Source organism: Nostoc sp. (assembly GCF_036917815.1).
Lineage (GTDB): Bacteria > Cyanobacteriota > Cyanobacteriia > Cyanobacteriales > Nostocaceae > Nostoc.
On the sequence record NZ_JBALEK010000051.1, the window covers coordinates 11,214 to 35,284 of the forward strand.

At 42.1% G+C, this 24,071-nt stretch carries 14 protein-coding genes; 3 read left to right on the forward strand and 11 right to left on the reverse strand.

Annotated features, from left to right (window positions below):
- Positions 1–98 precede the first annotated feature (98 nt).
- The 6 genes from V7K97_RS14940 to V7K97_RS14965 all read right to left on the reverse strand — a co-directional run bounded on the left by V7K97_RS14940 (position 99) and on the right by V7K97_RS14965 (position 8,864).
- Positions 99–3,956: a GAF domain-containing protein gene (locus V7K97_RS14940; protein WP_334801819.1), complete on the reverse strand. Its 3,858-nt coding sequence runs from the start codon at positions 3,954–3,956 to the stop codon at positions 99–101.
- A gap of 126 nt (positions 3,957–4,082) precedes the next feature.
- Positions 4,083–4,556, reverse strand: a complete 474-nt coding sequence (locus V7K97_RS14945) for a chemotaxis protein CheW (protein WP_334801820.1) — start codon at positions 4,554–4,556, stop codon at positions 4,083–4,085.
- Positions 4,557–4,654: 98 nt separating this feature from the next.
- Positions 4,655–5,017 carry a response regulator transcription factor gene (locus V7K97_RS14950; protein ID WP_334801821.1) on the reverse strand — a complete coding sequence of 121 codons (363 nt, stop codon included), beginning with the start codon at positions 5,015–5,017 and terminating at the stop codon, positions 4,655–4,657.
- A 466-nt stretch (positions 5,018–5,483) separates the two neighbouring features.
- Entirely contained in the window at positions 5,484–6,686 is a 1,203-nt protein-coding gene (locus V7K97_RS14955) for a response regulator (RefSeq protein WP_334801822.1), read from the reverse strand.
- 703 nt (positions 6,687–7,389) lie between these two features.
- Positions 7,390–8,319 (reverse strand): N-acetylmuramic acid 6-phosphate etherase, encoded by a 930-nt coding sequence (gene murQ / locus V7K97_RS14960; RefSeq protein WP_334801823.1) that lies wholly within the window; start codon positions 8,317–8,319, stop codon positions 7,390–7,392.
- Positions 8,320–8,438: 119 nt separating this feature from the next.
- Positions 8,439–8,864 (reverse strand): DUF3110 domain-containing protein, encoded by a 426-nt coding sequence (locus V7K97_RS14965; RefSeq protein ID WP_334801824.1) that lies wholly within the window; start codon positions 8,862–8,864, stop codon positions 8,439–8,441.
- A gap of 261 nt (positions 8,865–9,125) precedes the next feature.
- Between V7K97_RS14965 and V7K97_RS14970 the strand changes: the two genes are divergently transcribed.
- A complete protein-coding gene (locus V7K97_RS14970) occupies positions 9,126–14,816 on the forward strand; it encodes a translocation/assembly module TamB domain-containing protein (protein WP_334801825.1) in 5,691 nt (1,896 codons plus the stop codon).
- A gap of 350 nt (positions 14,817–15,166) precedes the next feature.
- Here the strand turns inward: V7K97_RS14970 and V7K97_RS14975 are convergent, their stop codons facing one another.
- Entirely contained in the window at positions 15,167–15,427 is a 261-nt protein-coding gene (locus V7K97_RS14975; protein ID WP_273764067.1) for a hypothetical protein, read from the reverse strand.
- A 279-nt stretch (positions 15,428–15,706) separates the two neighbouring features.
- On the opposite strand from V7K97_RS14975, the gene V7K97_RS14980 reads away from it, so the two are divergent.
- Positions 15,707–17,776: a tetratricopeptide repeat protein gene (locus V7K97_RS14980; protein ID WP_334801826.1), complete on the forward strand. Its 2,070-nt coding sequence runs from the start codon at positions 15,707–15,709 to the stop codon at positions 17,774–17,776.
- 27 nt (positions 17,777–17,803) lie between these two features.
- Here the strand turns inward: V7K97_RS14980 and V7K97_RS14985 are convergent, their stop codons facing one another.
- From V7K97_RS14985 to V7K97_RS14995, 3 genes are all read right to left on the reverse strand, one after another.
- Positions 17,804–18,565 (reverse strand): hypothetical protein, encoded by a 762-nt coding sequence (locus tag V7K97_RS14985; RefSeq protein WP_334801827.1) that lies wholly within the window; start codon positions 18,563–18,565, stop codon positions 17,804–17,806.
- A gap of 130 nt (positions 18,566–18,695) precedes the next feature.
- A complete protein-coding gene (locus tag V7K97_RS14990) occupies positions 18,696–20,228 on the reverse strand; it encodes a DUF1565 domain-containing protein (RefSeq protein ID WP_334801828.1) in 1,533 nt (510 codons plus the stop codon).
- Positions 20,229–20,454: 226 nt separating this feature from the next.
- A complete protein-coding gene (locus V7K97_RS14995) occupies positions 20,455–20,985 on the reverse strand; it encodes a pentapeptide repeat-containing protein (RefSeq protein ID WP_334801829.1) in 531 nt (176 codons plus the stop codon).
- Between the two features lie 268 nt (positions 20,986–21,253).
- On the opposite strand from V7K97_RS14995, the gene V7K97_RS15000 reads away from it, so the two are divergent.
- Positions 21,254–22,144 carry a hypothetical protein gene (locus V7K97_RS15000; RefSeq protein ID WP_334801830.1) on the forward strand — a complete coding sequence of 297 codons (891 nt, stop codon included), beginning with the start codon at positions 21,254–21,256 and terminating at the stop codon, positions 22,142–22,144.
- Positions 22,145–22,470: 326 nt separating this feature from the next.
- Here the strand turns inward: V7K97_RS15000 and V7K97_RS15005 are convergent, their stop codons facing one another.
- On the reverse strand, positions 22,471–23,865 hold the full coding sequence (locus V7K97_RS15005; RefSeq protein WP_334801863.1) for a TldD/PmbA family protein: 1,395 nt from the start codon (positions 23,863–23,865) through the stop codon (positions 22,471–22,473).
- Positions 23,866–24,071: the final 206 nt, after the last annotated feature.

Sequence of the window (24,071 nt, forward strand, 5' to 3'; positions counted from 1 at the left end):
CAATAGCTGAAAAGAATGATTTTCTTCTTAGGGACAATTTATGAATTGCCCCTACAGCGTAAGTACTAATACATAATCAAAAATCCAGAATCTAAAATTTAGTTGACTTTAAACTTACCAGAAGTTGTTAATAAGTCTTTTGCCATCCCTGATAAATCTTGGAACACAGTAGCAATTTCTTTAGATTCAGCAAAAGTTTTATTAGCAATTCCTGCTACATCTTGCATTGATTTAGTTACTGTTACAGATTGCATCATTTGTTTTTGAGTCGCTGCGGTAATTCGCTCGATTAGCTGACTAATTTCGGCAGTTGCAGAAACGATCGCATTTAAGTTTTGGCGAGTGTCATTGACAAGATTTGTACCTTCTACCACCTGTTGAATGCCAGTTTCCATCGCTACTGCAACTTCTCCGGTTTCTGCTTGAATCTCTTGGACTAATTTTTCTATTTCGATGGTTGCTGCTGCTGACTGGCGAGATAAAGAACGGACTTCATCAGCTACAACTGCAAAGCCTTTGCCATATTCACCGGCACGGGTGGCTTCAATGGCTGCATTCAAAGCCAATACGTTTGTCTGTGTGGCAAAATTACCAATCAAATTCACCACTTTGGAGATTTTTTGCGAGGATTCACTCAGGCGTTTAATCTTTTTGCTAGTTTGAGCAACAGTTTCACGAATTCCTTGGATTGCTTTGACAGTCAGGTTCATCGCGGTATCGCCAGACTCTATAGTTTGATTGGCTTGTTGGACTGCTAGTTGCACTAACTCTGCATTTGCCACCACAGCTTGAGTAGAGTCCACCATCTGTTGAATTTCGCCTAAAGCTGCGGTAATTTCCTCAGATTGTTGTTGCGCCAGATTGGTCAGTCCCGTCAGTGAAGCGTCGCTATCGCTAGAAGTTTGGGCAACTTGTTGAGCAGCCCCCTGGACCTGAATAACGATTTGCCGCAGTGCTTGCAGGGTATTATTGTAAGCATCGGCGATCGTGCCTAGCTCGTCTTCTGTAATTGGTGCGCGTACCGTTAAGTCGCCATTAAGAGCGGGTCTAAGGGCTATTAGGAGTTGAATAGATCGTTGTTGTAGTAACTCCTTGGCTGCCTTTTCCCGTGTTGCTGCTTCTGCTAATTTTGCTGACTGCGCTTGTACTTGTTGCAAATATTCCGTCTGTTGTAATGTCAGTCCTAACTGACTGCCAATACGTGCTAACAAACTGACTTGCGATTCTTCCCAATCACGAGTTCCCGAATTTTGATAAGCTGCCAGCAAACCCCACAATTGTTCCCCAGCAAATACAGGAACAACTACATAAGCTTTGACTTCAAACTGTTCTAATATCTCAATATGGCAGGGTAAATGATCCATCTGATAGATGTCATTTACAACAAAGCTTTCACCTTGGGCATATCGACCTCCCTGAGTTTCTTGTAAGTGGGTATCTTCCCAGACAGTTTTGACATCGGAGCCTACCAGTCTTACCCAACCATGAGCTACTGACTCAGACACAAATTCGCCACTCCAGTCAGGATTGAAGCGATAGATAGCGACGCGATCGCATCGCAATAATTGTCGCACTTCTTGAGTGGTTATCTTGAAAATATCTTCTGCATTCAAAGATTGTCGGATGCGGTTGCTGATCTTTGTGACAGCTTTCTCTTGTTCCGCTAACTGAGCTAGTTTCTCAGATTTTACCCGAACTAATTCCAAATAGTCTATCTGTGATTTAGCTAGGCTAAATTGTAAGCTAGTCTGAAGCAAAAAGTTAAGTTCCCAGCTTTGCCATTCACGGATGCTGGAATTTTGATACGCTGCCAGTAAGCCCCACAATTTATCGCCGAAGAATATAGGAACAATTATGTAAGCTTTGGCTTCAAACTGCTCTAAAATCTCAATGTGGCAGGGAGCAAGCCCTGCTTTATAGATGTCATTAACGATAAAGCTTTCACCTTTGACATACCTACCTCCCTGAGTTTCTTGCAAATAGGTATCATCTAAAAAGGTTTTAAGATCAGGGCCTACCAGTTTTGTCCAACCATTACCCACAGACTCAGAGACAAATTCACCACCCCAGTCAGGGTTAAAGCGATAGACTGCGACGCGATCGCATCGGAGTGATTGACGCACTTCATGAGTGGTTGTTTTGAAGACGCTATCTACATCTACAGATTGGCGGATGCGGTTGACTATCTTAGTGAAAGCTTTCTCTTGATCCGCTAACTGAGCTAGTTGTACAGATCTAATTCGCACTTGTTCAAGATATTCTGCCTGTGATACAGCTACACCAAATTGAGAGCCAATTTGAATCAAAAAGCTGACTTCCCAAGGTTGCCAATCACGAGATACAAAGTTTTGATAAATTGCTAATAATCCCCACAATTTTTCCCCAGAAAATACAGGTACAATCACATAGGCTCTAATTTCCAACTGCTCTAACATGTTAACGTGGCAGGGAGAATGACCTACCTCATGGATATCATTAGCGATAAAGCTTTCACCTTGGATATATCGACCCCCTTTATTTTCTTGGATGTAGGTATCTGCCCAGACAGTTTTAATATCAGGTCCTACCAGTTTGATCGAATTACTAACTACTGACTCAGCGACAAATTCACCACTCCAGTCGGGATTGAAGCGAAAAACTACGACGCGATCGCATTTTAGTAATTGCCGTACTTCTTGAGTGGTTATTTTGAAGACGGTATCTACATCTAAGGTTTGTCGGATGCGATCGACTATTTTGGTTAAAGCTTTCTCTTGTTCAAGTATCTGAGCTAGTTGATCAGATTTCCTCTGCACTTCCTCGACATATTCTCTTTGTGATATTGCCACACCAAATTGCAAGCCAATCTGAGTTAAAAAGGTTTCTTCCCAAGATTGCCAATCACGCGGTCCAGAATTTTGATAAGCTGCCAGCAAGCCCCATAATTTCTCTCCACTGAATATAGGCGCAATGATGTAAGCTTTCATTTCATACTGTTCTAAAATATCAATGTGGCATTGAGCATGACCCATTTGATAAATGTCCTTAACCACAAAGCTTTCACCCTTGGCATAACGTCCTCCTTGAGTGTCTTGTAAGTGGCTATCTTCCCAAACCATATTAAAATCAGGACCGACCATTTTTATCCAACCATTACCCACTGTTTCCGCGATAAACTCGCCACTCCAGTCAGGTTTAAAGCGATAAACGGCTACGCGATCGCATTTTAGTAATTGACGTACTTCTTGAGTGGTTGTTTGGAAAATCTTATCGATATTTGATGCGTGGAGAATTTTATCAATGACTTTAGCTACTGATTTCTTTGCCTGTGCTTGATTTTGTTGTTCTTTCTTAAATTCAAAACTCTGTAATTTGTAGATTAGTTCTGTTGTAATTTGAGCTAGGAGACTAATTTCTACCTCTTGCCACTGCCGGGTTGATTGGCAATTATTTACTGACAGTAACCCCCATACTTTACCTTCCACTACAATTGGTAAACTCAAACTAGCTTTAATTTGAAATTTATCTAGCAGCTGCTTTTGATAAGGGGTAAGTTGAATCTGATTGATATCGTCAATAACTACAGGTTCTATATAGTCTTTATTGCTATATAACCCAAAAATAATTACTGGAATATTTTCGCCTAAAGTCGGTGTCCAACCTAGTGTTCTGGATTCTGCTAAAACATTACCTGATTCCAGAGAAGTAAACTGATAAATCAAGGCGCGATCGCAGCCAATCTTTTCTCTAATTTGCGCTACAGTGATTTTGAGTAGTGTATCAACGTCTGGTGCTTGGCGCATATAAGTTGCGATGTCTTGCAACTGTCGCCGCCAAGTTTTAAATTCCTGAGCGATCGCATTTAATAAAGATATTTCATTACTAGCAATATTCGCTATATTCGGGTCACCATTAATATTTTCTACTTCCGAGATTAGAACCTCATTTTCATGGCTATTGCTATACAAAAATGTCATGTGATTAACCTCAAAAATTGTGATGGGTAGTAATTTGATATGTGGCAGGCAAGAATGATCTGATCTTTGGTCATCAAGGATTAGTAATTATCAAAATACTATACCTAATTAACCATTACTAAAGGCTCAATTATGAATACACCATATCGGAGCTTGAATAATACTTGTAGCATCCAAATTAAAAATCATGTCCTCTGAATCATTAATAAAATATCCCTGTAAAAAAGGTGATATTTTAGGATAAAATAATTCAGCAGTTGCGGGTTTCATTTCCTTACTATCCAGCCATTCAATATCTATAAGCTGTCGTACCAAGAGTCCCAAATACTTACCCTTATTTTCCAGAACAATCGCCATCATTTTTGAAAGTAAATTTGGCCCTTGCGAAATTGGAGGATAACCTAACATTTCCTCTAAATCAACTAACCAGAGCATCTCACCGCGCCAGTTATAAATACCCAAGACGCTACTAGGCATCTGAGGAACACCACATATTTCTGGTAATGATACTTGCAAAACTTCTGTAATGTGTTGTAACGAAATTACGGCTGTATCGCTTACTCCCAAATTAAAACTTAAAAACTTTTCCTGGGTTTCCAAAGTTATTGATCCTTTGTCCTTGATTATTTATTTTCAGCCACTATTTGCAGTTTGTTTTATCTAGTAGAGGTTCTACCTGAAAGATAGTGACTTCTTTACTAATTAAGTAATCGCTTTAAAATTACCACTAGTTCCTCTCGATCAATCGGTTTTGATAGATAACCATCAGCGCCCAACATATTACCCCAAATTTTATCTACGTCACTATTTTTTGTAGAGCAAAAAACCACAGGTATTTTGCTAGTTTCAGGATTGTTTTTTAGCTCTCGACAAATTTCAAAGCCACTTTTACCCGGTAAAATTACGTCGAGAAATATTAGGTCTGGCTTATTTTTATCTATTTTATCTTGAGCCTCTTCACTGCTTGTGGCACTCATCACAGAATAACCTGCCTGTTGTAAGTAACGGCTGATTATTTCCATATCTGTTAAGCCATCTTCAACAACTAAAACAGTATTCATGGCAATTACTCGTTAACTTTTTCTCAAAATGGAAACACAATTAGACATACAAATCCTAAATGATTGCTTAATTAAAAAAGACATGGAAGGGACTAGAGACTAGCCCTAACCCCTTTGCCCTAACCAATATTTCACAAACCAAATAGGACTGCTATAAATACAAAATTTGTATTTGTCTAATTTTGATTCAATGTTTATGTATCAACCTCAGAAAAAGTACGTAATAAATATAACTTAATATTTTTTCTGTAAATAAAATAGTTCTATCACCTCAATAATTTAATTTTTACTGAGGTGAAAAAGTCTATAAATTTTGACGAAGAATTCCGAATTAAAAATTAATCCGCTTGGGTTAAGGATTTTTGGTACTGGTTTTTGACCTGTAGAGACGCAAAATTGTGCGTCTCTACCAAGAATTTTGGGCTTAACTGAACGGGATTGAATCAAAAATAGCTTCTAATTCTCTCTAATTACAAACCTCTAAATTAGATTTACTATTGTCAGTGGATACACTCGGTCTAGGTAAATACTTACGTACTATACTCATTACCTTGTCAGCCATTACAGGTTTAGTAAGAAAATCTGTAGAACCAACTACTTTGGCACGAACTCTATCTAAAAGACCATCATTGCCTGTTAATATAATTATTGGTGTGTTAGAAAAGGTAGATATTCGTCGTAACTGAGTGCAAATTTCGTAACCACTAGCAACTGGCATAATCAAATCTAAGAAAATCAGGTCTGGTTTATCCTGAATTAGGGTTGGTAAAGCTTGTACAGCATCTTGAATTTTGACAAATCTTAATCCATTGGAAGTGATAATATCCTCTAGCATTTTACATACCTGAGGGCTATCATCGACGCAAGCCACTAGTGGAGCAATTCGCTTGTTTGCTTGAGTGCTGGTAGAGTTCTTGTTGACTTCAGCAACTCCTAAGGGCAAGTCAGGTACTTCCACTAATTCAATAATTCCTTTAAGGATATAGGGAAGCAACGAACGGGTGAGTGGTAGTACACTCTGCTTCATTTTTATGGCTAAATCTCGCAGAGTCAATTTGCCGTTGATTAAATTCACAAAGTTTTTGTACACAGATGGACTTACCATCTGCTCAAGTTGCTCTGGTCGGCGCAGAACTGGGGCTAAGTCAGGAGAAAAATTTGCTAAACCAGCTTGTGACCAAATTTTCCACGAGTCTTGCATGTGCTTTAGAGACATTTCTGCACTCGTGAAGCTGATGGGGGTTTCTAAGATAACTTCTTGGCTGCGATTGCAAGTTATAGAAGCAAAGTTTCCTTGCAAGGCTAGGTCAAATAATAGTTCTGCTATCGTATTTTCTGCAATAGATTGAATCTGTTCTCTCTGGATTTTCTGTTTTTTATAAAAAATTTCTATCAGTTTATAGTCCCAGTAATCGGTTGATAGGTCTTGCAAACGTAACTGCAACTTATCAACATCAATTTGGGGACAATTTTGAGCTATATGTCTACGCCAGCGCCGGAAGGGATGAGTTCCTCCTGTTGCCCAAACTATCCGTCCTAGCCGATAATAAAAATTCCATTGACTGCCCTTTGAACTCTTAATATTTAATTTGCCATTGTATTGTAGCTGAGTACAAGTTTGAAATTCATTTACTAGGTTATTTGAAACTATCACTTCTGGGTGAGTCATACTTATTCCTTTCATTAAAAAGCTAGCCATTAAAAACCGATACTAAGCTATATAGTGATAAGTACAAATACGTTTGGTATATAGCGGACTAAATCAAGATTATTAAAAGTAAGGTAGATGAGAAGATAGCAAAACCATTGCTAGGAAATAATTTATCTAGCATAGAGTTTTTATTGGCAGATTTTATTTTTCTGCTAAGATTTATGACTCAAGTAGGTTGCCATCGTCCAGATCATAATGTATGAGTGTTGATATCTTATTTTAAGAATTTCCATACTGAATTATATCCGTATAAGTTCTGAATTTATCTTTAAAAAAGATTATCAGTCTCTAGAGAGTTCTGCTTTAGTTAATTGAGAGTGGTAATAAATGTTAAAAATATTTATTTAACTTTACTATTCTTAATTATGCTAATTAGCGCTCTTGGCAATATGACTCTGGAGAGAGAATCTTGCCCGCCCCACAAGATGGATAATTTATTTCTTGGAAATCCCTTAATGTCAATTTTTCTTCTTTAAAAAAAGGCATGCTACTTAAGACAAGTATAGGACTACTATTTGATTTTCAAAAAGATACGTAGGGTGTGTTAGCGACAGCGTAACGCACTAAATCCTTACGAATGATGCGTTACGGATTTCATCCTAACGCACCCTACAGTACCTAATTTTGTTCAAAAATCAAATAGGAATCCTATAGCAGCCATCTATAGAGCATGATTGTGGTTTTGATGGCTCACAACAGCTGCCCTGAGATTACTTTGGTGTTCTGAAAGAAGGCGATCGCCTTCGTCTTTTTCCAAGCCAGTCCAGTGCATCAATAGCGCTAGCTTCACCCATTTACCACTGCGTTCTAGTAAAAAACCAGCCGCTTCTCGACTTAAACCAGTGAGGTCTTGCAAAATTCGCAAGGCGCGATCGCGTAACTTTTGATTTGTTACCGCCACATCCACCATGCGATTGCCATAAACTTTGCCTAATTTGACCATCACGCCGGTAGAAAGGATATTTAAAGCTAACTTCGTGACTGTACCAGCTTTTAGGCGAGTTGAGCCGGCGATTATTTCTGGCCCTGTCAATAGGCGAATGTCAATATCGGCATCAAAGCTAACTTGTTCAGCCGGAACACAGGCGATAAAAATCGTAGCGGCTCCCCGTTGACGGGCAGCATGAAGGGCACCGTGGACATAAGGTGTTGTTCCACCGGCGGTAATGCCAACTACTACATCTAGTTGAGTAATGTGTCGCCCAGCGATCGCAGCCTCGCCATCTTCGATGCTATCTTCTAAATCTTCGGAACTGCGTACCAACGCACCCGCACCACCAGCAATAATCCCCTGTACCAACTCTGGGGGTGTACAAAAAGTAGGTGGACACTCAGCAGCGTCTAACACTCCTAACCTGCCACTTGTACCCGCACCGATATAAAATAAACGCCCTCCGTGGCGCAAACGCTCTGCGGTGCGATCAATTGCCTCTGCCAACTGAATTTTTGCCGCCGCAACTGCTGCGATTGCCTTTTGGTCTTCGTTATTAAACAGCTCTACCAATTCCAGAGAACTTAGCTGGTCTAAGTTTAGACTGTTAGGATTTACCATCTCGGTTAAAAGATGCCCGCGTTCCTGCAAATTTGTCATTTGTCCTCTGTCATTTGTCCTTTGTCCTACCCTACGGGCAGCCCCCCTTCGGGTGTCTACGTCCGTTGTCATTAGTCAGTTAGCAACCAATGGGCTAATGACCAATGACTAATGACTAATTACAACAATCCTTCCAATTTGCGACGAATCTTCTCTAGTTCAGAATCAGACAATTCTGGTTCTTTTACTGGCTGTTGATTAAGAGGGAAGGTGTCTTCAATAGTATCCTCCTTCTGGGCATCTGCTTGCCAGTCGGTTTCTTCTACATTCAGTTCTGGGGGAGTGACAACTAAATTGCTGTTTTCTGGGATGATTTCCCATTCATATCCAGCACTTTCGCAAAATTCCTTGATTTCCTCAGCATCCATCGGCTCTGGTGTAGGTGAGGGGAAATCCTGAGCTTCTAACATCAGGGCAAAGCGCGTGGCATCGTCTTCTGACTCGAACATCAGAATTTTATTGCGAGCGCCCTCCCGAATCGTGTGAATCCCCTCATTTTCCGTTCGAGCATTAAAAATTAACACAAAGACCCTTGGTGTAATCATTTGTCCTTTTTAAGGTTTATTCATCTTAAAGTTCGAGATTGTGCCTCAGGGAAAGTCACAGAGACAATTTTCACTCTATTCAGATTTTCCTGAAAACGCCAATATTATTAAGCATAAGTATTGAATGCTCCCAAATACCGTAACTTAACCTATGAGGTCTTGAGTTTAGTTGGCGTATCCTGGAAATGGCATACTGAATCAATGTGCCAGTTAATGCTTGTGTGTGCCAGCGATATCCGGCAATTAATGCAGTGAAAGCAAATGACTAAATCTCCCAATCCAGATCATCACTCCCCGTTCCCTAATCGCAAGCGTCTGTGGTTGCTGGTTTTGAGTCGGGGTAGCATTGCCTTGGGCGGACTTTTACTGTTAGGAACTATTGTCGGTATTTGGCGGTTGTGGACTTTTGTCCAAACAGAGTTAACACCCTTGGCACAACAAAGTCTCACGACTACACTCAACCGTCCGGTAAAATTGGGAAGAGTCACACAATTTTCGTTGACGGGAGTGCAGTTTGGGGCTTCAGCTATCCCAGCCACACCCACAGATCCAGATTGGGCTGCAATCGAATCTGTGGAGGTGGGTTTTGACCTGTTGCAACTAATCTTTAACCGCCACTTGAAGCTAGATGTCACCTTAGTCAACCCAGATATTTACATTGAACAGGATGACCAAGGGCGCTGGGTTTCCACTAAAATCGCGCCTTCACCTGACGGCGCCGCGATTAAAACCGATTTGGACAATTTGCGGTTTCGCAATGCCAAACTAGCGTTGATGCCGCAGAAGAGAGCGGGGGAGCAGGGGAGCAAGGGGGCAGGGGGAGCAAGATCCCCCTCATCCCCGGTAACGTTTTCTCAACTGAATGGATCTGCCCAACTTTTAGCGAACAATCAGTTGATCCAGTTTGAAGTCGGGGGTCAAGCAGACAGTGGTGGCAGTATTTCCATTCAGGGAGAGACGCGTTCTCGGATGCTAGCAGGGAACTTTCAGGTGCGATCGCAAGATTTGCTAGCTGCGGATATTACGCATCTGATTAAGTTACCAATTAACTTACAGGCGGGTCGAGCCAATGGCGACTTATTAGTTCGGTTGACGCCAGGACAGCAGACTTTATTGTTTGGCAGTGCTTCTGTGCAAGGGGTAACAGTTCAAATACCCAAAGTCCCGCAACTGTTGAGCAATAGCCAAGGAAATCTCCGCTTTCAGGGAACGGAATTGCAGTTGGATAATGTCACTACCAACTATGGCAAAATTCCCCTAGTGGCTACGGGAATTATCGACACTAAAGCAGGTTTTAAGTTGGCAGCGCGTGTCAATGCGGTGAGTTTGGCTAATGCTCAGGAGACTCTCAAGGTAAAACTACCTGTGCCGATCGCTGGACAAGTACAAGCTTCTTTGCAGATGACTGGATCAATAAAAGAGCCAATTATCTCCGGCTCAGTTGCCACGATCCAAACTGCCCGAATTGATCAAGTTGATTTTAATAGTATCAGTAGTAAGTTTCAGCTTGTTACTAGTTCTTCTTTAATTACCCTAAAAGATATTCAAGGTCAAGCCAAAGTTGGTGGTGAAATCACCGGCGCTGGCACAATTCAACTCGGTAAAAACCCTCAACTGGATTTAAATTTCGCCGCCAAGAATGTTTCAGGGGATGCGATCGCCAAAGTTTACGAAACAACACCCAATTTCCAAATTGGCAATGTCTCCGCTACAGCCCAACTAACTGGCGCTCCCACTAATGTCGAAACTGTGGTACAATATCAAGCTCCTAATGGAACTTACCCCGGAACTGGCGAAGTTGCGATTGCTAGCGATCGCACTGTCTCTTTCCGCAATGTGGCTCTGAATGTAGCTGGTGGTATAGTCCGGGCAACTGGTAGTTATGCCAATCAGCATTGGCAAACTGTGGCTGTTGCCTCTGGGGTAAAATTGGAACCCTTTGTAGACAAAAGTCAACTGCAAAATGTCTCTTTGGCGGATGCACTATTCAATGGTCGTCTCATTCTCTCAGGCAGCACAGCACCATTTAAAATTGCCACGATTCGCCCTGATGGTGCAGAAGTTCAAATTGGTGGCGGCACAGTTGCAGTTTCTAATATCCAACTGGAAGACCAAAGCTTCTCTGCTCAACTTGTCGCTAATGGTGTGCGGTTGGGACAAATATTGAAACAGTCTCCCCCAGCTTTAAAGAATCCATTGGCGGGTACGTTCCAAATCACAGGCAATAGAGAGAATTTCAGCCTGAAAACCCTCCGTGGCACTGGTGAAGGTAGTCTTGCTATTGGCGATGGTACGGTTACATCTAATATCCAACTGGCTAATGGTGTGTATCAGGCGCAAGTTCAGGCTAAGAATGTGCCTATGCAGCAGTTGGCAGCAGTCCCAAAGCAGTTTCACGGAGCCTTAACTGGTCAGTTCAACGTCGCGGGTTCTGTTGATTCTTTTAAACTGCAAACTATCCAAGCCAACGGTCAGGCGCGGGTAAATGTTGCAGGTGGAACCATTACAGCCTCTAATATCCAACTGGCTAATGGTGTATATCAAGCGCAAGTTCAAGCAAATAATGTCCCATTGCAGCAGTTGGTAGCAGTCCCAGCGCAGTTTCGGGGAGCCTTAACTGGTCAAGCAAACGTGGCGGGTTCTGTGGAGTCATTTCAACCGCAAACTATCCAAGCCAGTGGTCAGGGACGGTTAGATGTTGCAGGTGGAAGGATCGCAGCTTCTAATATTCAATTGTCCAATGGTCGCTATCAAGCCGTAGTTAATGCTGCCGGTGTGCAATTAAATCGCTTCAATCAGCAATTGCGTGGTCAATTTGGCGGTCAGTTGCAATTAGCTGGCACTGTGGGATCATCCAAATTAGCTGATGTGCGTGCTGCTGGACAGGTGCAATTATCCCAAGGTCTCCCCGGTCTTGAGCAACCCTTAACGGCTGCGATCGCGTGGAGTGGTGAAAGGCTTACCATTGAGCGAGCAACTGCTCCCGGTTTAAGTGTTACTGGTAACATATTAGCCAATGCCAAAACAACAGGTATACCGGAAATTACCGCCTTAAATCTCAACGTTCAGGCGCAGAATTACAACCTCAAACAGTTACCGTTCACTCTTCCTAATCAGGTTGCTGTGGCGGGGAAAGTAGATTTTAATGGGCAAATCACTGGTAAGCTGCCCTTACCAAATGTAGTCGGGCAAATCAACTTACGAGACTTGGTTGTTCAAAATATTGCTTTTGAGCCGTTGTTAACTGGAAACATCGATTCAGCACAGGGACGCGGTTTAAATTTGAATTTGGCGGGTAATAGCGATCGCCTCGACTTCAATTTAGATGCCAATAATCGCCCGAAATCCTTCTTAGTCAAATGGCAGCAAGCCTCAGCAACAGGTAATGTTCAAGGGAATGATTGGGCACTCAAAGTTGCAAATTTCCCCTTAAAAATATTGAATTTGACTCCGCCAGCAATTACTCGCCTGGGTACTGGTAAGGTAACTGGGTTGTTAACTGGGGATTTGCTATTTAATCAGCAGACATTGGCAGCAACGGGGAATTTAGCGATCGCCAGCCCAGAAATTGGCCGTCTTAAAGGCGATCGTTTAGCTGCTCAATTCCATTACGATAATGGTAAAGCCACAGTTGCAAGTAGCGAATTTCTCAAAGGCAACAGCCGCTACGCCCTTGTCGGTACTTTGGCTCAAACCCCTAAAGGACCTCAACTACAAGGTAAACTGAACATCAATCAGGGTGAGATCCAAGATGTTCTAGCTGTGGCACAGATATTTGATTTACAAAATTTGCCAGGTGGTTCAGCAGAAATCTACGGCACAGCATCGGATCTGACCACCACACCCCAAGGAGCGCTAAATCAGCCCTTATTAAACCAAATCCAACGGTTTTCTGAAATTGAAACTTTGGTAGCAGAACAGGAACAACAGCGACTTGATTCCACTCCCATACCCGATTTGGCAGACTTAAAGGGGACTTTCAACGGGGAAGTGGCTGTAAATACAGCTACAGCCAATGGATTATCAGTGGATTTTAATTTGAATGGACAAAATTTTGCTTGGGGCAAAAAGGAAGAACGAAATCGTTTTTATACTGCCGACAAAGTAATTGCCGAAGGCAACTTTGAAAACGGTGTTTTGAGTTTACGACCTTTACGGCTCGAATCTGAAAACAGGCTGATTGCCTTCACAGGTAGCGTTGGTGGCGATCAACAATCTGGTCAGCTGCGGGTGAATAATTTTCCGGTACAACTAGTGAATAATGTCGTCAAACTGCCAGTTGGAATCACAGGTAATCTTAACGCTACAGCAGCTTTAGCAGGCAGCATTGCCAATCCCCAAACTAGAGGAGAATTGCAAATCACAGAAGGAATGCTAAATCAGAACAAGATAGAATCAGCAAAAGCAAGTTTCAGCTATGCCAACGGACGCTTAAACTTTGGTAGTACTGTAGCAGTTGCTGGGCCAAAACCTGTTGATATTACTGGCAGCATACCTTATAAACTGCCTTTTGCAACCGTTGCACCAGACAGTCAGCAAATTACTCTGGATATGAAGTTAGAAAACGAGGGATTGGCACTGTTAAACGCATTTACTAATCAAGTGGTATTTGAGAAAGGTGAAGGAGAAGTAGACCTAAAGGTACGCGGGACACTGCAAAAACCCGAAGTAGAAGGAATTGCTACTGTCAATAATGCTACTTTTTCAGCCCAGGCTTTGCCAGGTAAGCTCAGACATGTTAGAGGTAAAGTGCTGTTTAATTTTGACAGCATCTTAGTACAAAATCTTCAGGGTAGATTTAGTCATGGTCAGGTAGAAGCTGCTGGGGAAATTCCCATTTTCAACAATGACAACGTGACCATCAACAATCCCCTAACTGTTAACCTCGAACAGCTAGCGTTGAATCTCAAGGGACTTTACCAGGGAGGCGCTAGCGGCAATTTGCAGATTACTGGTTCTGCCCTGAATCCCATAATTGGCGGTAAAGTAAATTTATTTGATGGTCAGGTATTGCTGGCAGAATCTACCGATGCCACTTCCTCTGCAAATAATAGTAATCTTGGCGTATCACCGACAAAAGCCGATAAAGAGAGCAAAGCTGAAATTGGGAGCGGGACTGGAAATGCGATCGCCAGATTTAATAATCTAGATTTGGAACTAGGCAAAAACGTCCAAATAACCCGTCCCCCGATTCTCAGCTTCCGCGCCACTGGTAATCTCATGGTTAACGGACCAATCAATCAGCCAATACCCGATGGCACTATCCGCTTAGAGAAAGGTGGCGTGAATTTATTTACTACCCAATTTAACCTTGCTCCCGGCTATACACAGACCGCAACTTTTAGTCCCTCTCAACCCCGCGATCCCGACTTAGATATTCGGCTATTTGCTAAAGTACTGGACGTAACTCAAAGTAATGACTTCGGCCGGGTAAATAGCACAGGTTTATCAGCCTTAGAGAGTGTTCGAGTCGAAGCCACTATCAACGGACTTGCCAGCAAACTAAATGAAAATCTAGAACTAACAAGTAGCCCATCACGTAGTCAAACCGAAATTGTTGCTCTTTTAGGAGGTGGGTTTGTAGACACCCAAGGACGTGGTGACAGTACTTTGGGTCTAATTAACATCGCAGGTTCGGCTGTGTTAAACAATTTTCAGTCAGCTTTTAGCCAGATTGGCAGTACCTTTGGCTTAAGTGAACTGCGGATATTTCCTACCGTTCTCTCTGAGAATCCCGAAGCGGGAAGAAGCAATTCAACTTTGGAATTAGCAGCCGAGGCTGGGGTTGATATTTCTTCCAAAATATCCGTTTCCAGTATCAAAATTTTGACAACAAATGACCCCTTCCAATGGGGTGTTAATTACCGGATCAACGATCAGTTTCGTGTGCGTGCTTCCACTAATTTAAGCGATGATAGTCAGGCTGTAGTAGAGTATCAAAGGCGGTTTTAAATAACAAATAATCATCGATGATTTTACAAAAAATTATTAATTCTATTATTAAAATAATTTCTTGCCCAGTCCCCAGTACAACCAGTTTAATGCGATCGCTTTATCGGTAAACAAAAAGCGTTCCCCAATTGGGAACGCTCTTTTTTGATAAATTCTGTTAAGATAATATGAATTTAAATGGAAAACTGCTATAGGACTACTATTTGATTTTTGAACAGATACGTAGGGTGCGTTAGCGACAGCGTAACGCACCATTCTTAAGGATTTGGTGCGTTAGCGTTTCGCGTAACGCACCCTACAAATACTTAATTTTGTTCAAAAATCAAACCGGATTCCTATAGTTGCTAAAATCAGGCATGGAGATTTGCTTGTTCCTGCAACCAAGGATCTACAGGTTGCCCATCTTTGCGACGTAACTCAATTTCCACTACCATCACTTCTTTGGAACCAGGAGGAGCAGGTTTTTTATGGAAAATAATGTCATAATCTTCTGGATTGTGTTTGCGTTCTTTCAACCATTCCTGTACCTTGGTTGTGGCAAAAAATGATTGCCCTTGCTCGAACATTCGAGTAATCTGCAATTGCAGTGTATAAGGATTTATGCGACTCATTTTCTACTGCCTTTGTTAAGTTAGTTTGAGAACAAGCAATCTGCTTATCCTAGATAATCTAATGTTAGTGCGGTAGATCAACACCTAACAAAAAATGTCAAAAAGTTGACTATGCTCTACCACTAAAGTTGTACGTATACTCAGGGACGAGGGAAGGGATTAGTTAAGGATTGTTCAGCATTTCCTACTGCCTCCACAACATTTAACCACTCAATTCTGCTATAGATTGGAGAGAGGCACGCCGCTTCAAAAACTGACCAACAGACTGGGATGGTTGTTATGAAGAGCAAAAATCAAACTGTTTTCGCTTTAATTATAAAATACACTATTGTATTTTTACCCTTACTTCTATCCTCTGGAATTGCCAGTGGACAATCTGCACCATTAGCTTCCCCCGCACTAACTGCTACTCCGGTGTTATCTAATCAGGAACGGGAAGAATTAGCCCGACTTAGAACGGAAAAGCAAATTCAACAGCAAGTCCAATCTGATTTTAAGGGTGCTTTTAGCCGTACAACTATCTTACTTGATGTTTGGTTAGTTATATTAAGTCTATTTCCAATCGCAGTCATTGCTTTATTATGGCTTCTGCGACGGGTGATAATTCGTGAAATTGCTGATAAAGCGATGCAACAACTAGAGGGAATGGAAAAATTGCAAAATCAGCTAATCTCTGTTAAACAAGAGGCTGAAAATGTTATTCAAGAAGCTAAAAAAACTAATTATGAATTAGCACAGGAAACAACTGCTCTACAACAAAAAATTAAGCATGAACAAGAGAATGTATCTATCTTTAAATCTGAGTTAGATTTAGCTAAAGCACAGGTATTAAGTAGATTAGAAACTGAACTCAAAAAATCTCAAGAGAATATAGAAAATTTAGAGTCGAAATTTGCCTCTGGGCTATCTAAGTTAGAGTTGGATGCTCAACAACAAAGAGATATAGCACTGGAGAATCTAGGAAAATTAGTATCTGTCATCACAGAGGAACTTTCTAATTTAAAGTTAGGTGTGCAACAACAGCAAGAAATAGCTGTTGCTGATTTAGAAGTATCAAAGTCTGAGTTCACATCTCAACTTTCTGGATGGCAATCTGATGCTCAAAAACAAAAGGATATAACTTTTGAAATTTTAACAAAATTGCAGTCAGAGTTCGCTGATAAATTATCAGAATTACACGTTGATGCTCAAAAACAAAAAGATATCATATTTGAAAATTTAGGAATATTAGATAAAGACTTGAAATTTCAATTATCTGAATTACAGATAGATGCTCAGGAGCAAAAAAATAAAATTGTTGAAAGTTTAGGAGCATTGCAGTCAGAGTTTAGCGATCAACTATCTGAATTACAAGTAGATGCTCAGAAGTGCAAAGACTTAATCATTAAAAATTTAGAAAAATCTGGTTCTGAGTTTACTTCGCAATTCTCAGAGTTACAATGGAATGCTCAACAACAAAAGATGATCGTTTTGGAGAAATTAGAAAGATTAGAAACTGAGTTTGTCTCTCAACTTTCTGAGTTACAATTGGATGCTCAAGAAAGAAAGAATCTCATCCTTCAAGAACTAACTGAAATTACACCTGAATCTATCCCAGATGTGGTGAAATCTGAAGTTGAAGAAGAAATCCCAGAACAGCCACAACAACCGAAATTCACTGCTGATGAGTATGTAAAACAGGGAGATGGGCTGTTTTCGCAAAGGCGTTATGAAGATGCGATCGCAGCTTACAATCAAGCGGTTAAAATCCAACCTGATGAGGCTGTGGCTTGGTTAAAACGAGGTTTAACCCTCGGAAGGTTAAAACGCTACAAAGATGCCATCGCATCTTATGATAGAGCTATTCAGATTCAGTCAGATTATTATCAAGCTTGGTGCGATCGCGGCGTTGCTTTTGGTAACTTACAACAACATCAGCAAGCCTTTGCCTCCTTTGAAAAAGCTACACAAATCAAACCTGATGATGCAGTTGCTTGGTTAAATTGTGGTCTTTCCTTAGTAGCATTAGAACAATATGAAGAAGCAATGGTGTCTTTAGATAGAGCTTTAGAATTTCAACCCAATTCGCCCAAAATCTGGGATAAACGCGGTTATACTTTGGTAAGATTGGGACGCGATGATGAAGCGATCGCTAGTTTTGACAAAGCTTTAGAAATTAAGTCAGATTATGCCAGTGCCCATTACAACAAAGCAGCCTGTTACGCACTGCAAAGACAAGTTGAACGATCTCTGCTAACTCTACAACAAGCGATTGAACTTAATCCCAGGTATAAAGAAGACGCAGCAAGTGACCTAGATTTTGATGATATTGCCGATGATGAGCGTTTTAAGCAATTAGTCGCAGCCTAAAAACCTAAAAATATTAATTACTCTCCCCTACTCCCCACTCCCCCCACTTTGATTCTGTTCCCCAGACATCGCTTTGAGTTTAGATGTAAAAGAGTCAGAGCGATCGCTTTTTTCGGGAGTGAATTGCCCGATTGGGGCATGAATAGTCGCAGGTGGAAGCAGTTTTGCCTGTCGCCCCTCGCGCCTTGGTGGTGGGAAAGGCAGTGGACTTCCTTGGGAAGTTTGCCTTTGGCTGACAGCAGAAGATAGCTGAAAGGTTGCTGAAGAGGCAAATTTCCCAGAAAGGGGAGACTTGAGGACAGTTTTATTGTCTCTATCTTCTTGCTTCCCCTCTTCTTCAGCTAAAGATGCCTTTAGTTCGGAACTTTTCAGTTGTAGAGTTGCAGTATTGCTGTGTTGATAGCCGTTGCGAATCTTCGCTGGTGGTAATTGAGGACTCATCACTTTCTCGACAATGGGGTTTTTCTTGGCTGGCGGTAGGGATGGTGCAGCCAATGAGGTTAAGCTTTGGGGAAATTTGCTACAAACCATCCGTTCAAATTCCATGTTGAAATGATATGTAGTCTGATCCCGACGCTGCCAAAATACTAAGATTTGTTGCACGGAAACCGCTTTATAACGACCTTGATATAATGCCTCAATCACTGCCAGGTGTAGCCAATTAAGTGGGTATTGCGTTTGCCAACGCTCAACTAGCTCATTGGCACTATACCCATTGAGATCGAAACTATAGTTAATTAATAAGGCGATGGCCAAGTTGGCAGAAGTATCTGGAAGTGTTGTTAACATGGGGCTATTAGCTTGAGGCAATAGGTCTAAGATTTGTCACCCACCGCATATTAGCCTAACGTGCTTTTAACTACATAGTTTTTTTTCCACGAGTTACTAAGCCGATAGGCAGTGTTCCCTATTTTACTTGTCAAGTTCTGGAATGCAACCCTACATAGACTGATTTAATCGCAGATGTTCGCCCAATGGCAACTAATGCCTGATAAAACATTGCTGCAACTTCGGCACGTGTTGCCAGACGTAAAGGTGCAAGTAGTTTGGGATCTGGATAGTTGACAACTATACCTCTTTGTGTAGCAGTAGCAACTGCTTTTCGGGCATAGTTGGGAATAGTCTGACGATCGCTATATACTTCTAAAACATCGCTATCAACAGCTGATAGTCCCAGTCCGTTAACTAGGGAGACAATCACCTGTAGCCGTTGCACATTTTGATCGGGGCGGAAAGTGCGATCGCTAAATCCGCCAACAAAGCCACCGCTAGCCGCGATTTGGATAGCGCTATCAGCCCAAAAATCCTTGGGTACGTCGGTAAAATTAGGTGCTGGGACTTTGGCTAATGGGTTAAAGGCGATCGCTACCATATCTGCATACTGGGCGCGAGTTATGGGTTTATCTGGCTGGTAGCTACCATCGGCAAAAGCATGAGTTAAATCCATGCTCACTAATGCCTGAATAAATGGTTTTGCCCAATGTCCATCTAGTTCGGGAGACGCGGAGAGTTTTTGAGATGGGGATTCTGTCGGAGTCTCCGAGGAACTAGTGCTAACTGCGACTTGATTGGCTGGGATCAATTCAACTAAGCCCTTCACTAGAGCCGGATTTAATTCATTACCTACGGAAACTAGCTTTTGGGTAGTGGCATTATATAAATCAAATTCATTATTATCACGAAAAATATTCGCGGCGGGATCTTGGGTATTACCTAAATCGGGGACTGCATTACCATTGACGAATAAGCCACCTTGGGTATTTTTAGCAATAAGATTTTGACGTATTACAGGTTGGGCGTTGCGAGAAAGTGCGATCGCCGCGCGATTTTCTGATAATTTATTATTGGCGATCGCCGGAGCCGCAAAATCACTAATTGCTATCCCTAAAGGGTTTCTTTGAAATACATTCCGCAGTACTTCTCCTTGGCTATAACCTGCCATCACTAACCCGCTAGCAGCATTTTGCACAAAGATGTTATCTACAATTGTGGGTTTGGCAGTGCCAGTGGTAAATATACCTTCTCGCCCACAGTCCCTGAAAGTATTGTTAGCTAAAGTAGGTGTAGCCGATTCAATCCAGATACCAGTACCTTTGGCTGAAGGATTGGTGACAGTTACACCTAAAAGACTGGCATGATCTCGTAAAAGCAGCGTGATATTTTGCATCCCAAAACTGGGACTTTGATACTCACCACTCCCAGAAATTACAATCCCTGCACCTTTATTAGCTTCGTTACCCACCACTGTCAGCCCTCCAGGGATGAACAGTGGGAACACCTCACCACTAGCGGCGCTGTAAATCCCCGATTCCAGATGAATTATCGTCGGGATTTGGGTTAATTTTAAGGCATGGGTGAGACTTTTAAACGGACTCAACCGTGAACCAGTATTAGTATCATTCCCTGTCATAGGGTTGACATAGATTGTGACAACGAGGCTAGAGTTCACCATTGATATAGGACTAATATTTGATTTTGGAAATGCACCTAGGGTAGCCAGTGCGTTGCGGAGGTTCCCTCCGTTGTAGCAACTTGCGTTGTGTTAGCGATAGCGTAACGCACCACAAGCTTGAAATGGTGTGTTACGCTCTGCTAACACACCCTACAAGACTACTGAGATTTTTTCACAAATCAAATATGATTCCTATAGTTGAGAGTCAATTGTGTTCAAAAATGTATTACACATTATCATCCAGGATTGTTCCTTGCATATTGGCTCCATCTAAATTTGCTCCGTTCAAATTTGTCTGGTTCAAATCTGCTTGAGTGAGATTTGCCTGGGATAAGTCAGCTACGGTTAAATCTGCACCACTTAAATCGGCTCCATCTAGATTCGCCGCTATCAAGCTTGCTTCGTGCAAATCCGCGTCACTCAAATTAGTGTCAATCAGTTTCGCAACTGTCAAATTAGCATGATTCAAATTAGCTCCTTCCATTGCGGCTCCATCCAAAATCGCTCCATCCAAAATCGCGCCGCTTAAGTTGCTACCACTGAGGTTAGCATTGCTCAAATCCGCTCCATTTAAGTCCGTGTCAATCAAACTGGCGTGGGCTAGATTAGCGTGACTTAGATTAGCTCCATCTAAAATTGCTCTATCTAAAATTACGCCACTGAGATTGGCTTCTCTTAAGTTCGCCTCACTCAAGTTCACACCAGTAAAGTCTCTGACACCTGCGGCATAGTTTTTTAGGAGTTGATCTGCTTTCATATCTGTCTCTGTGCTAAGGAACGTTTAATTGATTACCCAGACAGGCAGTAAATTCCCAGCACGCGCCACTGAGAATTGGTGCGGTAAATTAGACTAGAGTGAATATTGAATCAACTTTATCTACATTAGCCATCCTTAACTACTGGCGCTACTACCTAGAGTTGTGAGTTAGTTTCATACTTGGGAGAGATGTTGCTCGCCTGAAAAATTTCAGCATTAGTGCAAAGCGATCGCTATACTCAATTGTGGTGTTCGTCTGGCAGAGGTTATGGCAAAACCAATTAGTATTCTTTTGCAGACTACGATTTCTACGACTGAAAATGACTGGAGTATTTTTCGTTTCTCGATGTTACAAGATTACTTAGCATCGATTAAAGACGAAACAGGAAACTCCTTATTTGAAGTTACGGGACGCGATTATCAATCAGATGGAGTAGCTGGTGACTCAGTTTTAAGTAATCTCGACAAATCAGATTTTGATGAACTTTGGCTATTTGGCTTAGAGGTAGATAAGGGTTTAAGCGAAAAAGATATTGCCGGAATTAATGCTTTTCGACAACGCGGTGGCGGGATTTTGACAACACGCGATCATCAAGATATGGGCTGTTCCATGTGTGGTTTAGTTGACATTGGTGATGTCAACTATTTCAATACCAGAAATCCCGATCCCGACGAATCTCGCTGTTGCCGAGATGACTCATACACAACTGATATATCCTGGCCCAACTATCATTCTGGAGCTAACGGCGATTATCAAAAAATTACCATTGTTGAACCCATTCACGAACTTTTAAAAAATCCTCATTCCCCTTCGGGAAGTATCGAATTTTTCCCATCACATCCCCACGAAGGCGGTATTGGCGCACCTGCGGGCAATGCAAACGCGCGGGTAATTGCTCTGGGTAAAAGTTTAGTTACAAATCGTAACTTCAATCTGGTTGTAGCGATCGAGCATCATCAAGATGAACATGGGAATATACTAGGACGAGGAGTAGCTAACTCTAGCTTCCATCATTTAGTAGATTACAACTGGGATATTAATAAAGGCTGTCCCACTTTTGTAGAGGAACCACCGGGAGATGGTATTAAAAAGGAGCCACGCGCCTTAGAAGATATCAAAATCTATGTGCGTAACGTCGCTTTTTGGCTAGCAAATTGATTTGAATTTAAGTATTCCCCCGTAATACTATAGGACTCATATAGGATTCCTATTTGATTTTTGAACAAAATTAGGTCCTGTAGGGTGCGTTAGGATGAAATCCGTAACGCACCATTCGTAAGGATTTAGTGCGTTACGCTGTCGCTAACACACCCTACGTATCTTTTTGAAAATCAAATAGTAGTCCTATATTGATTTTTGAACAAAACTCAGTACACCTTTATCGTAAATTAAAGGGTTTAAGAACCTGCAATCTATATGTAGCACCCATTTCAGTCGGGGTTTAAATCCCCAACTGAGGTAAAACCTCCTGCCTCCTGCCTCCTTCAAGTTTCCCCACCAACCACTACATCTCGAATTCGCAGACTAGGACCACCACAACCCACTGACAAACCGTTTTGCCCTCCCTTACCACAACCGCCGGATTCATCCCAGTAGAAATCATCACCCAGTGCCTCAATATCCGCTAATGTTTGGAATACATTTCCCGAAAGCGTTACATCCCTCACAGGTTCAGCAATTTTGCCGTTCCTAATCATCCACGCTTCCCCAGCACTAAAGGTGAACATTTCCCCATTCGTCATCCCACCCAACCAATTACGGGCATAAACTCCTTCTTTGATATCGGTAAATAAATCTTCAACTGGTGTTTTACCCCGTTCAATCCAAGTATTAGTCATCCGCACAATGGGACTAAAGTGATAGTTGAGACATCGGGCGTTACCCGTAGGTGCTTCTTCCAATTTGCCGGCAGTTTCACGAGAATGTAAACGTCCAACTAAAACTCCATCTTTAATTAATTGAGTAGTAGTAGCGGGTGTGCCTTCATCGTCGTAAAAATAGCTACCGCGATGTCCCTCTGGGGAGGCACCATCAAAAATTTGGAGTTCTTCTGGGCCAAACCGCCGTCCAATGGTCATAACTTCTAGCAGATCGGGGTTTTCATAAGCCATATCAGCCTCAGAAAGATGTCCGAAGGCTTCGTGGACAAATAAACCCGTGAGAATTGGATCAATGACTACGGTGTAAGTATTGCCTTTGACTGAAGGCAGAGATAAAGCGGCGATCGCTCTTTGAGCTGCACCTTTTACCTGTTCATCCAAATCAGTTAAATCTTCGTAACCTTTGCGAGAGCCAGTAGTTTCCCGTCCAGTTTGGACGGTTTCGCCATTTCTGGCGGTGGCGGCAAAGCGCATTTCCATATCCACCCAAGATTGCTCGATCAAGGTACCTTCTGAGGTAGCGATGATCACTTTTTGAGCGCTGTCACCGTAACGTACCGAAGTAGTGGTAATGCGAGGATCAACGCTTTTGAGCAATTGGGCATAGCGATCGCACAATTGTTTTTTCTTCGAGAGGGGGATTTGTCGAGGATCGGTGCCTTTTAAGGGGAGAATGCATATAGCTTGCACCGGGTCAATGGGTGCAAGTAAAGTTTCTTCATCACCAACCATTCGCGCCGCCGCGATCGCTTCTTCAATCCGATCTTTGATTGTCGCCAGCTGGTTAAAGGAACTCAACCCCCATCCGCCTTTATAACAAGCGCGAATATGTCCACCAATGGAGATGCCAACGCTTAGAGTTTCTACCTTGTCGCCACGCAACAAGATATCAGTCCCTTCTGCTTCTTCAAGGCGAATCATCAGATAATCTACACGCTCCGAGTAGCGGGCGATGAGGTCAGAAAGTAAATTTTGGGCATCAGCAAGTGCAGTCGGCATTTCCAGGTAGTAACCAATGACGAACTGCATTTATTTTGCAATTATTTGGGCAATTTCTGCTAATCAATATCTGAATTCCCCGATCAGGGAAGTGAGGAATGAGGACTGGGACTGGGAATTAGATTTTTCCCCATGCCCAATACCTGACTTTTCACGGGATCTGGAAAACCTCACTTCTATTTCTCTCTTCCTTTAAGGAGAGAGAC